Origin of the sequence: Aneurinibacillus terranovensis DSM 18919, from assembly GCF_000430625.1 — a bacterium.
In the GTDB taxonomy this organism is placed as follows: domain Bacteria; phylum Bacillota; class Bacilli; order Aneurinibacillales; family Aneurinibacillaceae; genus Aneurinibacillus_B; species Aneurinibacillus_B terranovensis.
Genome location: NZ_KE387180.1, coordinates 44680 through 60023, shown reverse-complemented (window position 1 = coordinate 60023; position 15344 = coordinate 44680). Strand labels below are relative to the sequence as shown.

The following is a 15344-nucleotide window of genomic DNA, read 5'->3' as shown; positions in this document are numbered from 1 at the left end:
AAACTTTGGAAAGAATATTTTTGGTCAAGAAGTTTTTGCTTACTTACAAAAGGCGGTTCGCCTATTGAAGTGATAAAGAAATATATAGAATATCAACAAGGAATGAAGTAAGGGGATTTGATATGGCAAACAAAGCCTATAAGTTCCGTCTGTACCCAACAAAAAAACAAGAACAACTTCTTGCAAAAACCTTCGGTTGTGTTCGTTTTGCCTACAACAAAATGCAAATGCTTAACTCCATTTGCAAAAGGCATACAAGAGCTTCTTTTCTGGTCGTGCTGAATTTCCAAAGTTCAAAAGCCGTAAGGCAAGACAGTCGTATACAACCAATGTGGTCAACGAAAACATTATGCTGTTGGAACAGGCTCGATAGCTAAGTAAATTTCGTACCGTTAGGTACGATTACCTTAGAAGCCCCCAAGCGAAGCGTAGGTGGCGGGTAGTTCACCGTGTTCGCACATTGGTCTGCGCGAACAAATCGGGTAAAATAAAACGAAGAAAGAAATCGAAAAGGAGTGCCTGAATGAGCGAATTAACGTTTACCAGCCGACAGCAAGACGGGATGAACATTCATACCCTGTCGACAGAAAAATTCAAAACGAATACGGTTACGATACATATTGCGCTTCCACTGGCGGAAGAAACCGTAACAAAGGGGGCATTGTTGCCAAATGTCCTGCAGCGCGGTTGTGCAAAGTATCCGACACAGGGGGAGATGCAGCGCCATCTCGATGATTTGTATGGAGCGATCTTTAGCGCGGAGGTCATGAAAAAAGGTGAAAGACAGGTCATCCAATTGTACCTTGAGATCGCCAATGAAAAATTTCTGTCTGATTCCCGTCCCCTGCTGAAAGAAGGAATGGCATTTTTAGGAGAAGTGCTGCACCGGCCGCTGGTGGAAGAAGACGGCTTTACCGAACGTTACGTTGCCCTTGAGAAGGAATCGCTGGTCAAAAGAATTGAAGGATTAATCGATGACAAAATGCGTTATGCGAATCACCGGGTTACGGAAGAAATGTGTAAAGATGAACCGTACCGCCTCCTCGCTTATGGAATCAAAGAAAAGGTTCCGGAAATTTCGCCGCAGGATTTGTACGCCTTTTATCAGGATCTTTTGAAGACGGCTCCTGTGGATGTGTATGTTGTAGGTGATGTGAAGGAAGAGGATGTGCTGTCATTAATCAAGCAGCACCTTGTATGGGGGCGTACGGATACAGACGTCAGGCCTTTACCGGCTAATCAGTATCGTAAGTCTGTAGTTAAGGAAAACGTAGTGGTTGACCAAATGAATGTAGCACAGGGGAAGCTTAACATCGGCATGCGTACACAGATCGGTTATGCGGACGATGCGTATGTTCATCTGATGATGTATAACGGTGTGCTGGGCGGATTTCCACACTCCAAGTTGTTTACGAACGTTCGCGAGAAGGCAAGCCTTGCCTATTACGCAGTGTCGCAATTAGAGAGTCATAAAGGGCTTTGCATGATTATGTCCGGAATTGAGACTGCTAATTATGATAAAGCGGTCGCGATTATCAAGGAACAGCTTGAAATGATGAAAAAAGGTGAAATTACGGACACGGAGTTAACACAGACGAAAGCAACCCTTTCCAATCAATTGCGCGAAACGCAGGACAGCGCTGGCGCCATTATTGCGATGGACTACAACGGCAGGCTTAACGGCAGCGTTCGCCGGCTTGAGGATACGCTCAATCAAATCGGGAAAACCACCAAAGAAGACATTGCAAATGTAGCCAGCCAGGTTGAGATTGACACCATTTATTTCCTGCGTGGAAAGGAGGATGGGAAATGAAAAAACATTATGACAGGTTGAATGAAACTCTTTATTATGAACAGCTTCCAAATGGGCTTGAGGTTTACATTTTACCAAAGGAAGGGTTCAGCAAAACGTACGCATCATTCACCACGAAATATGGATCCATTGATAACGAATTCGTCGCGCCTGGAAAAGGGCGGACTAAAGTTCCTGACGGGATCGCCCATTTCCTCGAACATAAAATGTTTGAGGAGAAAGAAGGGGACGTTTTTGCGGAGTTCTCTGCAAACGGCGCATCGGCTAACGCTTTTACAAGCTTTGACCGGACCGCCTATTTGTTTTCAAGTACAGAGAATGTCACCCGCAATGTAGAAACGCTGCTTAATTTTGTGCAAAATCCTTATTTTACCGATGAAAACGTTGAAAAAGAAAAGGGGATTATCGGCCAGGAGATTCGGATGTACGATGATAATCCGGATTGGCGCGTTTATTTCGGTCAAATATCGAATTACTACCATAACAATCCGGTAAAAATTGACATTGCCGGTACCGTAGAATCGATCAGCCACATTACAAAAGAGCTTTTGTACCAATGTTATGAAACGTTTTACCACCCGAGCAACATGCTCCTGTTCATTGTAGGGGCGGTAAATCCCGAAGAGATAATGCAGGTAGTTCGGGATAATCAGGCAAAGAAACCGTATGAGAAACAGGCTCCGATTGAGCGGTTTTATCCGGATGAACCTGTTCCGGTTGCAAACAAACGCCTTGTTGTGAAGCTCCCGGTCGGCATTCCGAAGGTTATGTTCGGCTTCAAAGAAAAAAAGGTTGGCTTAACAGGCGATGAACTGCTGAAACGTGAAGTGGCCACCGAAATTGTGCTGGATGTTCTGTTCAGCCCAAGCTCCCCGCTTTACCAGAAGCTGTATGATGCCGGATTAATTAACGATGGGTTCGGAGCGGACTACAGCGGCGAAGTCCATTATGGCTTTTCCCTGATTGGAGGGGACACGAAAGACCCGGATTCACTTGTGAATATCGTCGAGACGGAATTGAAATCTATGCTAGAGCGAGGAATTGACAGTGAATCCTTTACGCTTTCCAAAAAGAAAAAAATCGGTGAGTTTTTACGTGCATTGAATTCCGTTGAGTTCATTGCAAATTCATTTACAAAATACAGGTTTGCGGAAACGGATTTGTTCCGGATTGTCGACATATTGGAAAATGTAACGCTGGATGATGTCAATCAACGGATGCGCGATCATATCGATTTTGACCAGTTTGCCGTCTCCATTATTACTTCTGATGAACATTGATTGGAAATTATACGGGAGAAGGCGGAACGATGAACAAACGTAGCAAGTGGGTATGCGTCACAGGAGCCAGCAAAGGGATTGGAGCCGCGGTTGCGCAGCGGCTCGCGCGGGAAGGGTACGATTTGCTGCTCCATTACCATTCATCAGATGACGCGGCAGAAAGCGTGGCGGCATCCTGCGCGGAAGCGGGCAGTTCTGTTCACCTTATCAGGGCAGATTTATCGTCGCCGAACGGGGCCGCACAACTGTTTGCCAGGCTTCCGCACCCTCCGGATGCTGTGGTACTGAATGCCGGGGTAAGCCACTATGGTTTGGTACAAGACGTATCCCCGCCTGATTTTGACAGGCTTATAAACGTAAATGTGCGTGCTCCGTTTTTTTGTGCGCAGCTTGCCCTGCCTTATATGATCCAGCAGCAATGGGGGCGTATCGTCACCGTGTCGTCGATCTGGGGGCTTACAGGCGCCAGCTGTGAGGTCCTGTATTCCATGACAAAGGGTGCCGTTGTTTCTTTTACAAAAGCGCTCGCCAAGGAAGTGGCACCGAGTGGAATTACAGTGAACGGGATCGCTCCCGGATTAATAGAGACGGATATGATAAAAGGTCAGTTTGCCGCCGGTGAGATGAAACAGATTGTTGAAGAAATTCCCGCGGGCCGCATCGGTCAACCCGAAGAAATCGCAGCGCTTGCCGCTTTTCTCATCGGAGAGGAAGCCGGCTATATCAATGGGCAGGTCATCAGCCCAAACGGTGCCTGGTACTGTTAACGCTATATCGAATAAAAGACCCCTTGTCCGGACTTTTTTCGTCCGTAAGGGGTCTTTTTTCACCAAGTACTTACGCTTCAACAAGCGAATTTGTTTCTACAGCCGGTGTACCGAGAAAATGCTGGATGGCCTCTTCCATTTCCTCGAAATTAATAAACGTATTCCGGCAGGGTCCTTCTGGACGCTTATTGGTGATGGCCATTACGGGAATATTCCCGCCGACATCCTGAAGACCGGAAAATAAATCCCGTTCACAGGCTACCGCGATAATTGCTTTTGGTTTTTCCTTCACTAACAGCTCTCGTGCCGCGTTTCCTCCGCCCGCTGTATGAAAGGTAACACCATACTTTTCGGTAAGAGCGGTAAGCTCTTTGCGGGTAAACATAGACAAACAACGGGGGACTACGATGAGTAGGTCATCAGGATGAACTTTGTCATAAATCGCTTTTGTCAGAATGTTTCCGGCTCGCATGACGGAGTTGGTCATTCGGTCTCTGGATAAGCCGAACATTTTTCCAATGCGAATCGTTAACGGAATAATCGGGAGGTTTGCCAGTTCTTTTTTCTTTAGAAAGAAAGCAAACGGCTTCTGCGTCAGCACGGTAAGCACAACGAGAAGCAGCGTGATATCCGTTAGCAGGAGGGCTGTATAAACGATTAAAGATACGGCGAGGTCGACGTCGGGATGAATGAGCGCGAGTCGAGGCTTCATCATATAAAGGATAAACAAACCGGCAATGTTAACCATCGATAATCCAATAGAAGCAAACCCGATAAAATACCAGGGGCTGGTATCGAGGTCCCCATTATTTTCTTCAAGATTTCCTTCCCATGATTCCCATTCGCTCCCTAATCTGCGCGGAGCTTGTAAAAGCTCTTTTGTTTCTGCTTCGTTGTTCATACAACGGCTCCTTTCCTTGGAAACAACAAAATTTGGTTTCTGTATACGAGTATCTTGTGATGCTTTACCGAACTCTATACGTTACCAATGTGCATAATATGGCAGGATTTGAGTCATATTACGAGAAGAGGGCTGATAACAAGCTCTGCATGCAAAATAAGGAGGGAAATGAAATGTCAGTACTTGAAAACTTTGGTGATTGGAGAGAGTTTCTATCTTCTCGCGTCAGCCAGGGAATTGCTTCCGGGATGAACGAAGAATCTATGCAGAATGTGGCGTATGAAATAGGCGATTACCTCGCAGACAAAGTTGATCCAAAAAATGAACAGGAACGACTTCTAAAGGATTTATGGGAATCCGGCAATGAACAGGAACGGCGTACAATGGCCGGCCTTATGATGAAATATGTACAGAACAAACGCTAATCGGTACACACGTTCAAAAAAGCTCCCTTATGTGAGGGAGCTTTTTTGAACGTATAGGAAAGTATAACTTTCCTATACGCATAAGTTCAACTAAGTCTATCGCCTGTGCCTTTGGCTTGGCGCTAGCCAAGCCAAGTTTTCTTTAAACGTATAGAGAAACATCACGTTAAATTTTGTCTAATTATAATGGAAGGATTTTATTATTTAGTGTAGAATAGTGTCGTTATGGGAGAAGATTTGTGGAATGAAAGGGCGTTAAACTCAGAATGGAGACTGAAAAACAAAGTTGGTATCTCGAGTATGAAATACATAAGAACCGACCGGGTCTGTTGGGGGATGTTGCTTCCATCCTCGGTATGTTATCTATAAACATCGTAACGATAAATGGCGTCGAATCGATTCACGGCACCATTAACAGGCGCCGTGGCCTCTTAGTTCAAACAGATGATGCAAAAAAAATTGAATTATTGGGTAGTTTATTGGAGAAAGTAGAAAATATAAGTGTGCGTAAATTACGCCAGCCAACGATTCTCGACCTGTTGGCGGTGAGACACGGCCGCTACATTGAACGCGATGCGGAAGATAAACGTACCTTTCGCTTTATTCGGGAAGAGATAGGGGTACTGGTTGATTTTATGGCCGAGATTTTTAAACGCGAAGGCAACCAACTGATAGGGATTCGCGGGATGCCCCGCGTAGGAAAAACGGAATCGACTGTCGCCGCGTGTGTATCCGCTAACCGGCGCTGGACGTTTATTTCTTCCACCCTGATCCGTCAGACCGTGCGAAATCAATTGACCAGCGATGAACTGGGCGAGGGGCATGTCTATTTAATCGATGGAATTGTATCGACCATGCGAAGTACCGAAAAGCATGCGATGTTAATGCGTGAAGTTTTGCGCATGCCGTATACGAAAGTCATCGAGCATCCGGATGTTTTCGTACGGGAGACAGAGTATGAAATCACTGACTTCGATTATATTATTGAACTTCGAAATGACCCGGACCAAGTGATTACATATGAAAACATAGAAACTGGATTTTCCGGCTTTGATATGCCGTAAGAGAGACCGGATGGTTATGGGAGGTGCTTGTTTTGTCTGAGCTAGGAGAAGTATTGCGAAGAGCCAGACAGGAAAAAGGAATGACGCTTTACGATATTCAGGAGAAAACCAAGATTCAAACACGCTATCTTGAAGCAATCGAAAGCGGAAACTTTGATGTCTTACCGGGACATTTCTATGCTCGTGCGTTTTTAAAAAGCTACGCCGAAACGGTGGGACTTGATGCGGAAACACTGATTGCGGAACATGCTGCCGAACTGCCCGCACCGCCTGTACAGGTGGAGCAACCCACACCGTTACGGCAGAGCCGCCAACCCCGCAAGGAAGGTTCGGGAAGCAAGTGGGTTTCGCGCACAATGCTGTACCTGTTTGCGATTTTAATTCTTGCGGTGATTTATTTTGCCATTACCAGTTTGTCATCGAAGCAAAAAGAACCGGCTCAACCCGGAGCAAATCCGCCAAGCGTAACGACCCAGCCGTCGGATATCGTGATTCCGCCTCCGCCCAAGCCTGCTCCCGCTAAGCCGGCGGCACCGGCACCTGCTGCGCCCGCACCTGCTGCCGCTACGCTTACGCCTGGTACGGTGCAGGGGTCTACCGCAAACTTTGACTTAACGGGTTTAGCCCCGACAGATAAAATTTCTGTCTCGGTAAAAGCGACCTCGGGCAATCACTGGATGTCGATTTCCGATGCGAATGGGCAAATCGAACAGCTAACCCTGACAGAAGGCCAGTCGAAAACGTGGGATGTGACAGGAAATATGGTATACCTGCGGATTTATCATGCTCAGAATACACAGGTAACGGTAAACGGTCAGACGGTAACGATACCGGACTCAAAATACAAAACCCAAAAAATTAGAATTACAAGGAAATAACCCCAGTTAAAAGTGGGGTTTTTCTTTTGACACGTATTTTTTCGTGTATTATACTGTAGTTGGAAAATTGGGCACTGCTCTGTGGACGGAGGACTAGCAAAGTGAATAAAACAGCAACAGGGGAAAAAGTAGCGATCGTAACGCTTGGCTGTGAAAAAAATCTGGTGGATTCCGATATTATGTCACAGTTAATCGATGAGCGAGGCTACACGCTCGTAGAAAATCCCGAGGAAGCCAATGTTATTATCGTGAATACGTGCGGATTTATCGATGCCGCCAAAGAAGAATCGATCAACACGATTCTTGATATGGCGGACCTTAAAAACACAGGTGAACTAAAGTCACTGATTGTAGCAGGCTGTTTGACGCAGCGGTATAAGGAAGCGCTGCTGGATGAAATGCCGGAAATTGACGGCATCGTCGGAACCGGGGACTTTGATAAAATTAACCAAATTATTGAGGAGTCTCTGGAAGGGAAACGGCCGATTTTTGTCGGTAATCCCGTGTTTTCCTACGAGAATGCGGCCCGCCGCAAAGTGCAGAAAGGAACCTATTCCGCCTTTGTCAAAATTGCGGAAGGCTGCGATAATACGTGCACGTTCTGTATTATCCCCCAATTGCGAGGAGGTTTCCGCAGCCGTTCGATTGAATCTATCGTCAGGGAAACCAAAGAGCTGGCTGCGCAGGGTGTAAAAGAAGTTAATCTGATTGCCCAGGATTCAACGAACTATGGATTTGATATTTACGGTGAGCGTGTCCTTCATAAGCTTTTGCGGGAAGTGTCGGAAGTGGAAGGCGTAGAATGGATTCGCCTTCACTATGCGTATCCGGGTTATTTTACAGACGAACTCATTGAAGAATTTGCGACAAACCCGAAAGTTTGCAAATATATTGATATGCCTTTACAGCATAGTGAAGATGCGGTGTTGAAGCGGATGCGCAGACCGGGACGCCAGCGTGACATCCGTGAGCTTGTCGCCAAAATTCGCTCTCATGTGCCGGATGTTGCCCTGCGCACCTCCATTATTGTTGGGTTCCCGGGGGAAACCGAAGACGATTTCAATGCCCTTCAGTCGTTTATTCGTGAGATCGGTTTTGACCGTCTCGGGGTGTTCACCTATTCTCAGGAAGAAGGGACAGCAGCGGCCCGCCTGCCTGACCAGATTCCGGCAGACATCATTGAACGCAGGGCTAACACGCTGATGGAAGTTCAGCGCGAAGTTGCCAAAGAACGAAATGGAAGATTTGTGGGTAAAGTAGTACAGGTGCTTATCGAAGGATACGATGGACACAGTAATGTCCATATAGGCCGTACGCAATTTGATGCAGCCGAAATCGACGGCGAAGTATACGTTACGGGGTATACAGGGGATTTAGGTAACATTGTGAATGTCCGCGTTACCCATTCGTATGACTTTGACCTTGCCGGGGAGGTTATTTAGTTGAATCTGGCCAATCGTATCACTCTGGTACGGATTTTTCTCGTGCCGGTTGTGATGATTTTTTTGCTCGTGCGGTTCGATTATCTGGGTTCGATTAACGTCGGAGGAGGCGTACACATCACGTACAGTGAGTTTATTGCTGCGCTTATTTTTATTATTGCAGCGGTAACGGACGGGCTTGATGGTTATATTGCCCGTTCGCGCAAGATGGTAACCAATCTGGGCAAATTTTTAGATCCGCTGGCCGATAAACTGTTAATATCTGCGGTGCTCATCTCGCTTGTCGAGATGCAGCGCCTTGATGCCTGGGTAGCTGTTGTCATTATTAGCCGTGAGTTTGCCGTCACCGGCCTGCGCCTTGTCGCGGCTGCGGAAGGGGTTGTCATAGCGGCCAGTAAAATGGGGAAGTGGAAAACGGTATTTCAAATTGTTGCCGTTGCTTCCTTGATTTTACAGAATTTTCCCTTTGAAAGTCTGGGAATTCCATTTGCGAGTATTATGGTATGGATCGCAGTGATTATGACGATTGTTTCAGGTGTAGAATATTTTATCAAAAATAAAAAGGTAATACCCATAGCGTAATCAATAGCAGAGAAATCTGCTATTGATTTTTCTGGCTTATCCGAAAGTGTAACTTTCCGATAAGCACGTGCGACTAAGGCTATCGTCTGCGCCTTTGGCTTGGCGCTAGCCAAGTTTTCTTTTCGCGTATGAGAAAGTAAGCCTTTCTCACACGCATAAGGGCAACTAAGGCTATCGCCTACGCCTTTGGCTTGGCGCTAGCCAAGTTTTCTTTACAGGAGGCGGCATTATATGAAGGCGGAAATTATCGCGGTAGGAACTGAATTATTGCTTGGTCAGATCGTGAATACGAACGCACAGTTTCTTTCCCGGAAACTGGCGGAAATTGGCATAGATATGTACTACCATACGGTGGTTGGGGACAACGCGGAGCGCTTGCGTGCTGTGACAGAACAAGCGCTAACCCGCTCTGATCTTATTATTTTTACAGGCGGCCTTGGCCCGACAAAGGACGATCTTACAAAAGAAACGGTGGCCCGCGTCCTCGGCCGCCCGCTTGTGCAGGATCAAAAGGCGATGGAGCGGATTGAAGCCTATTTTGTGCAGCGTAAACAGATCATGACGGAGAACAATCGCAAACAGGCCCTCGTCGTGGAAGGGAGCCGTGTTTTGCCGAATAATCATGGGATGGCTCCCGGTATGGCGATTCCATATGGTGAGCGGCAGATTATGATGTTTCCTGGCCCGCCGCGTGAACTTTATCCTATGTTCGATACATACGGCTTCCCTTATCTGTTGTCATTGTTAAGTGAGAAGCAAATTGTTCACTCGAAAGTGCTTCGATTTTTCGGCATTGGAGAGTCGGCGCTGGAAGAAAAACTTATGGATTTAATTGACCGGCAAACGAATCCTACGATTGCTCCACTGGCATCGGAGGCGGAAGTGACGATCCGGCTGACCGCAAAAAGCGCAACGGCACAGGAAGCGGAATCTCTCATTTCCGCAGTAGAGCGTGAAATCGAGCAGCGTGTGGGAGAATTTATATACGGGTATAATGGTGATTCGCTTGCTTCCGTGCTTGTTGGTAAAATGAGAGAGTATGGGAAAACAGCTGCGTTTGCGGAAAGCATTACGGGTGGACTTGTCAGCCATATGATAACGTCAGTGCCGGGCAGCTCGCATAGTTTAAATGGCAGTATTATATGCTACACGAATTCCGTTAAACAGCACCAGCTTGGCGTTCCGCATGAGGTGCTGCAGACGGTCGGCGCAGTAAGCGGGGAAGCGGCGCGTATTATGGCCGAAGAAGTGCGCGTCCGCTTGGGCAGCAGTTTTGGTGTGTCGATTACGGGAGAAGCGGGCCCGGACCCTTCCGAAACTAAGCCAGTGGGTCTTGTGTACATAGGAATAAGCGATGGGAAGAACACGGAGGTAAAGGAACTTCACCTCTCCGGCACCCGCTCCGGCATTCAGCTGCGGGCGGCTAAATATGCGATTTTTACCTTATTGGAACGATTAAAAAAAGGTGGTTTTTAAATGGTGAATTTTTCAGATTTTGCTTTGCATAAAACAATCCAACAGGCAATTCATGATATGGGCTTTGAAGAGCCGTCACCGATACAGGAACAGTGTATTCCGAAAATCCTCGAAGGAGTGGATTTAATCGGACAGGCGCAGACCGGGACAGGGAAAACAGCTGCGTTCGGACTTCCGCTCATAGAAAAGATGACGAATCAAAATGCGGTACAGGCTATCGTTCTGACACCAACGCGGGAACTGGCTATTCAGGTTTCGGGGGAGCTGCGGAAAATCGCGAAATATAAACGGGTCCGCACGCTGCCGATTTACGGTGGACAATCCATTGGGCATCAAATTCGCGCGTTAAAACAGGGCGTACAGGTTGTTATCGGTACGCCGGGCAGGGTGCTTGACCATCTGCGCCGGAAAACGTTGCGGTTGGATCAGGTGAAAATGCTCGTTCTGGATGAAGCGGATGAAATGCTGGATATGGGCTTCCAAGAAGATATTGAGTCCATCATTCAGGAAACGTCGTCAGACCGCCAGACTCTGCTGTTCTCGGCAACGATGCCGCAGGAGATTCTGCGCCTGGCCCGCAAGTATATGAATGATCCGCAAACCGTGGCAATCAGCCGCAAGGAAGTGACGGCGCCTACCATCGAACAGGTATACTATAAAGTGTTTGAACGCAGTAAGCTTGAATCGCTGTGCCGCATTATTGACAGTGAGGACCTCGAACTCGGCATTGTATTCTGCCGTACAAAACGCGGGGTGGATGAATTGACGGAAGCGCTGCAGGAGCGCGGCTACATGGCAAGCGGGCTGCACGGCGATCTAAGCCAAGCTCAGCGGGACAAAGTGATGAAGTCTTTCCGGGATTCCACGATTGAACTGCTGGTAGCGACCGATGTCGCCGCCCGCGGAATTGACGTGGGAAATGTTTCCCACGTTATCAACTATGATATTCCGCAGGACCCGGAAAGCTATGTGCATCGAATCGGCCGAACCGGCCGCGCCGGCCGTAAAGGAATTGCCCTGACGCTCGTCACACCGCGGGAAATGAAGCAGCTGCGCACGATTGAGAAAGTTTCTAAATCGACGCTGGAATCCCGCAATGTTCCTTCACTTGAAGAAGTAATGGAGCGGCAGCAGACGCTGTGGAAACAGCAAATTGTGAATCTGCTCGCAGGCGACGATGACCTCACTCCGTTTATGCAGGTGGTTGACCAGTTGAAAGACAATTATCCGGTTGAAAAAATTGCGGCGGCTACACTTTCCCTTGCTTTTGCAAGCTCGATTACTTTTGAAGAAGGCGACGCGTACGATTTCGGGGATACGGGAGCATCTAAAGGAATGGTACGGTTCTTTTTGAACATTGGACGCAATCTCGAACTTCGTCCGCCGGACCTCGTAAAAGAAATAACCGAACTCGTTGGCATTTCCAGTAAAGCGATCGGCAAAATCGATATTTTTGAGAACTTTACGTTCATCGAAGTTTCTCAGGATGTCGCACCTTTTGTCTATGAGGCGATGCGCCATACCCGTATGAAGGGTAAACGAATCAACCTGGAGCCAGCCAAACCGCGCGTAAAGCGAAACCAATAGAACGTAAAGCGAAACCAATAGAACATGGCTACTAAAGCAAAGAGACCGGGGCGGTGCTTTCAGGTAAGCACCACTTCGGTCTCTTTAGTATAGACTCATCATTTCTTCAAATCGATTTATATACTGCAGGCAGCAAAGGCGGAGTGTGTTACCGTTTGAATCGATTCGTATGTGATGTCAAGCAGACGTTTTAACTCGGCCTCGCTCATCGAAAGGATAGGCATGAGCACAATCACCGGGCCGAGCGGGCGAATGATCGCCCCGAGCTTTCTGGCCTGCAGAATCACGCTATGTTCAACGGCGAGGTGTAATGGAAACATTTCTTTCGTTGTTTTGTCTTTGACAAGTTCAATGCCGACCATCATCCCGCACTGCCGCACATCTCCTACATGGGGAAGCTCCCGGAAAGCTTGCAGGCGGCTCTCAAGCATTGCAATTTTGTCCCCCAGTGATTCGATAAGTCTATTTTTCTCAATGAGTTCTATGTTTTTAAGAGCGGCCGCACAGGCGAGCTGATTGCCGGTGTACGTATGGCCGTGAAAAAATGTTTTTAGTTCGGCAGAATCTCCGAGGAATGCCTGATAAACCTCATCATTGGTTAGGGTGGCGGCAAGTGGCAAATATCCTCCCGTTAATCCTTTGGCAACGCAAAGAAAGTCCGGAACGACATTCTCCTGCTCGCAGGCAAACAGTGTCCCGGTTCGTCCGAAACCGACAGCCACTTCATCCGCGATCATGAGAACATTGTATTTTGTGCACAGGTTGCGGACACCCGCCAGAAAGCCTTTCGGGGCGGTAATCATCCCGGCGGCCCCCTGAACAAGCGGTTCAATAATGAGTCCGGCTACCTCTTCATGGTGCGCCTGCAGCAGGGACTCCAGGGCGGAAAGGCAATCATTTTTACATGTTTCCTCATCTCCATCGTCCCGCATCCGGTACGTATAAGGTGTCGGCGTTTGTATTCGTTCAAACAAAAGCGGCCGGAAAATGCGGTGAAACGTCTCCATCCCTCCCACGCTCACGGAACCGATCGTGTCGCCATGATAAGCCTCACTGAGTGAAATAAATGTATTCTTTCGCGCGTATCTTTTGACATCCTTTAGCTTCCAGTATTGATATGCCATTTTAAGCGCGATTTCCACGGACGTAGAACCTGAGTCAGAATAAAAAACCCTGGTAAGCCCTGCCGGAGTGATCTCTACCAGCTTTTTAGCAAGGAGAATAGAGGGAACGTTCGCCGCACCTAGCAAAGTAGAATGAGCAATTTTCTGCGCCTGCTCGACCAGGGCGGCGGTTAAATCCGGATGATTATGGCCGTGCACGTTGATCCAGAGGGATGAATATCCATCCAGGTAAGCGTTACCTTCGATATCATACAAGTAACTGCCCTTGCCGCGCTCAATAATCAACGGTTTTTCCTGATTGTATTCCTTCATTTGAGTGAACGGATGCCATACGTATTCTTTATCCCACGCCTCCAGTTCAGCCGGTGTATAATTCATTTCAAAACCGCTCCTTTACTTTTGTGGTATCTGCCAGACGCTGCAGCAATAAATCGAGGTCAATCCTGGATTTTCCGCTGGCAAGCGAGAGTTTCATGCTGTCGCTGATTGGCTCCCGAAAAATAGGAAGGGTACCTAATAGGGGAAGTCCGGTCAGGTGCGTAATCATATGTACGTTATCCTCCTCCATTGCATTCGGAACGTCCGGCATGCTGTTAACAACGAGGCCAAGCAGCGGAATACCCAATTGTTTTGCATAAGCGACACTGAGGAGTGTATGGTTGATTGTGCCAAGGCCCGGATGGGTGACAAGCACGAGAGGAAGTTCCAGTTCCTTTATTAAATCGGCTATCATATATTTTTTGTCCCCGTCGGCCAGGGGAACGGCAATTCCGCCAGCGCCCTCTACGATGACAAAATCGTTGTTCTTCTGCAGGTGTTCCAACTGTTGTTTGATTACGCAAGGATCAATTTTACTGTTCGCGGAGCGGGCGGCTAGATGGGGAGAGACAGCCGGCTCAAACCGGTAGCTGCACATATCCTCATCAGTGTGCTGCAGCAAGGAAACGGAGCGATAAAATTCAACATCTTCTGCGATAAGCTTGCCTTGTTGCCGGATACAGCCGCTTTGCACAGGTTTGTAAGGAACGGATTTTATCCCCTGTGACTGAAGCAGGGCATTGAGATAGGCGGTCACACTCGTTTTTCCAACACCGGTGCCGGTGCCAGTAATAAACAACGCTGCGTTCATACCGCATTCGTTCTCCTTTCCCCGTAAAATGCGCGAAGCTGCCGGTAGACACGTATCGCAATCACAGAGGCGAACAGACAGAGTATGATATCACCCGGAACCGCAACGAGAAACCCATAGAAGAACGTGTCACGCAGCGAAAAGGGCGTTCTCTGGATTACATTCATCGCAAAATACAGATACGCCATGCCGGCAATATAGACGATTGCAAGTCCGGTGAAATGGGCTGTAAGAAAGTCTGCCAGACTGGGATTTGCCTTTCGTTCAATGATTCTGCCAATCACATAACTGGCGAACAAAAAGCCAAGCAGGTAACCAAATGTGGGTTTAAAAATATAGCTGATCCCTCCCCCCTCACTGAACACAGGCGCGCCAACGAGACCGACAGCCAGGTAAATCAACTGGCTTGCGGCTCCTAAACGGCTGCCGAGCAGAGAACCCGCGAAATAGACGAACATCATCTGGAGAGTGAACGGGACGACCGGAACCGGAATCTTAATATAGGCTCCGATAGCCGTCAAACCGGCAAACATCGAAATCAGTATCATGTCAGACGTGGTGAATTTTGCTTTTTTCACTTGGATAACCTCCTCTTTTTATAGTGGAATATCATGGATTACTCACAGAGTAAAGAATAAACCGCCTATATGTCAACCTAAAAATAAATTAAGTTAACAATATGTGGCTGTAAACATTATACATTACCCAAAAAACAATAGAGAAGCAGATTTCGTATAAAGAAATTAAAAATATGTAAAAAAATGTAATTTTTAAGCGAAAGCGAATAAATGTTCGCAGAAAACTGTTGGCAAATAGGTTGAAAACAGGTAAAATAAAGCCATAGGAAGCAAAAACATAATGGAATTTTTGATATAG

At 47.4% G+C, this 15344-nt stretch carries 15 protein-coding genes and 2 pseudogenes; 13 read left to right on the top strand and 4 right to left on the bottom strand.

The window, feature by feature from the left end:
* From H525_RS26810 to ymfI, 6 genes and pseudogenes are all read left to right on the top strand, one after another.
* Positions 1 to 111: transposase (locus tag H525_RS26810; RefSeq protein ID WP_211237059.1), on the top strand; the 111-nt coding region annotated here is incomplete at its 5' end.
* A gap of 11 nt (positions 112 to 122) precedes the next feature.
* Positions 123 to 176: pseudogene (locus H525_RS29810) on the top strand (helix-turn-helix domain-containing protein); the annotation flags it as partial.
* A gap of 59 nt (positions 177 to 235) precedes the next feature.
* Positions 236 to 355, top strand: a pseudogene (locus H525_RS29805) (RNA-guided endonuclease TnpB family protein); the annotation flags it as partial.
* Between the two features lie 168 nt (positions 356 to 523).
* Entirely contained in the window at positions 524 to 1813 is a 1290-nt protein-coding gene (gene yfmF / locus H525_RS0121610; protein ID WP_027417901.1) for an EF-P 5-aminopentanol modification-associated protein YfmF, read from the top strand.
* Positions 1810 to 3093, top strand: a complete 1284-nt coding sequence (yfmH, locus tag H525_RS0121605; RefSeq protein WP_027417900.1) for an EF-P 5-aminopentanol modification-associated protein YfmH — start codon at positions 1810 to 1812, stop codon at positions 3091 to 3093. Before yfmF ends, yfmH begins: the two co-directional genes overlap by 4 nt.
* Positions 3094 to 3122: 29 nt before the next feature.
* Positions 3123 to 3860, top strand: a complete 738-nt coding sequence (ymfI, locus tag H525_RS0121600) for an elongation factor P 5-aminopentanone reductase (RefSeq protein WP_027417899.1) — start codon at positions 3123 to 3125, stop codon at positions 3858 to 3860.
* Positions 3861 to 3930: 70 nt separating this feature from the next.
* On the opposite strand, the gene H525_RS0121595 is transcribed toward ymfI, so the two are convergent.
* A complete protein-coding gene (locus H525_RS0121595) occupies positions 3931 to 4761 on the bottom strand; it encodes a DUF116 domain-containing protein (RefSeq protein WP_027417898.1) in 831 nt (276 codons plus the stop codon).
* 173 nt (positions 4762 to 4934) lie between these two features.
* On the opposite strand from H525_RS0121595, the gene H525_RS0121590 reads away from it, so the two are divergent.
* The 7 genes from H525_RS0121590 (at position 4935) to H525_RS0121560 (ending at position 12215) form a co-directional block, all read left to right on the top strand.
* The gene (locus H525_RS0121590) at positions 4935 to 5186 is read left to right on the top strand and encodes a DUF3243 domain-containing protein (protein WP_027417897.1); all 252 of its coding nucleotides are present in this window, start codon (positions 4935 to 4937) and stop codon (positions 5184 to 5186) included.
* A 266-nt stretch (positions 5187 to 5452) separates the two neighbouring features.
* Positions 5453 to 6250 (top strand): DUF3388 domain-containing protein, encoded by a 798-nt coding sequence (locus H525_RS0121585; protein ID WP_027417896.1) that lies wholly within the window; start codon positions 5453 to 5455, stop codon positions 6248 to 6250.
* A 32-nt stretch (positions 6251 to 6282) separates the two neighbouring features.
* A complete protein-coding gene (locus tag H525_RS25885) occupies positions 6283 to 7128 on the top strand; it encodes a helix-turn-helix domain-containing protein (protein ID WP_051331221.1) in 846 nt (281 codons plus the stop codon).
* A 101-nt stretch (positions 7129 to 7229) separates the two neighbouring features.
* Positions 7230 to 8570: a 30S ribosomal protein S12 methylthiotransferase RimO gene (gene rimO, locus H525_RS0121575; protein ID WP_027417895.1), complete on the top strand. Its 1341-nt coding sequence runs from the start codon at positions 7230 to 7232 to the stop codon at positions 8568 to 8570.
* The gene (gene pgsA / locus H525_RS0121570) at positions 8571 to 9152 is read left to right on the top strand and encodes a CDP-diacylglycerol--glycerol-3-phosphate 3-phosphatidyltransferase (RefSeq protein WP_027417894.1); all 582 of its coding nucleotides are present in this window, start codon (positions 8571 to 8573) and stop codon (positions 9150 to 9152) included.
* A gap of 231 nt (positions 9153 to 9383) precedes the next feature.
* Entirely contained in the window at positions 9384 to 10628 is a 1245-nt protein-coding gene (locus tag H525_RS0121565; RefSeq protein WP_027417893.1) for a competence/damage-inducible protein A, read from the top strand.
* Complete coding sequence (locus tag H525_RS0121560) at positions 10629 to 12215, top strand: DEAD/DEAH box helicase (RefSeq protein ID WP_027417892.1); 1587 nt, start codon at positions 10629 to 10631, stop codon at positions 12213 to 12215.
* Positions 12216 to 12331: 116 nt separating this feature from the next.
* Here the strand turns inward: H525_RS0121560 and bioA are convergent, their stop codons facing one another.
* From bioA to H525_RS0121545, 3 genes are read right to left on the bottom strand one after another with little or no spacing between them, the layout of a single operon-like run.
* Positions 12332 to 13717, bottom strand: a complete 1386-nt coding sequence (gene bioA, locus H525_RS0121555; RefSeq protein ID WP_027417891.1) for an adenosylmethionine--8-amino-7-oxononanoate transaminase — start codon at positions 13715 to 13717, stop codon at positions 12332 to 12334.
* A gap of 1 nt (position 13718) precedes the next feature.
* Complete coding sequence (gene bioD, locus H525_RS0121550) at positions 13719 to 14468, bottom strand: dethiobiotin synthase (RefSeq protein WP_027417890.1); 750 nt, start codon at positions 14466 to 14468, stop codon at positions 13719 to 13721.
* Complete coding sequence (locus H525_RS0121545) at positions 14465 to 15046, bottom strand: biotin transporter BioY (RefSeq protein WP_027417889.1); 582 nt, start codon at positions 15044 to 15046, stop codon at positions 14465 to 14467. Before H525_RS0121545 ends, bioD begins: the two co-directional genes overlap by 4 nt.
* Between the last annotated feature and the right edge of the window lie 298 nt (positions 15047 to 15344).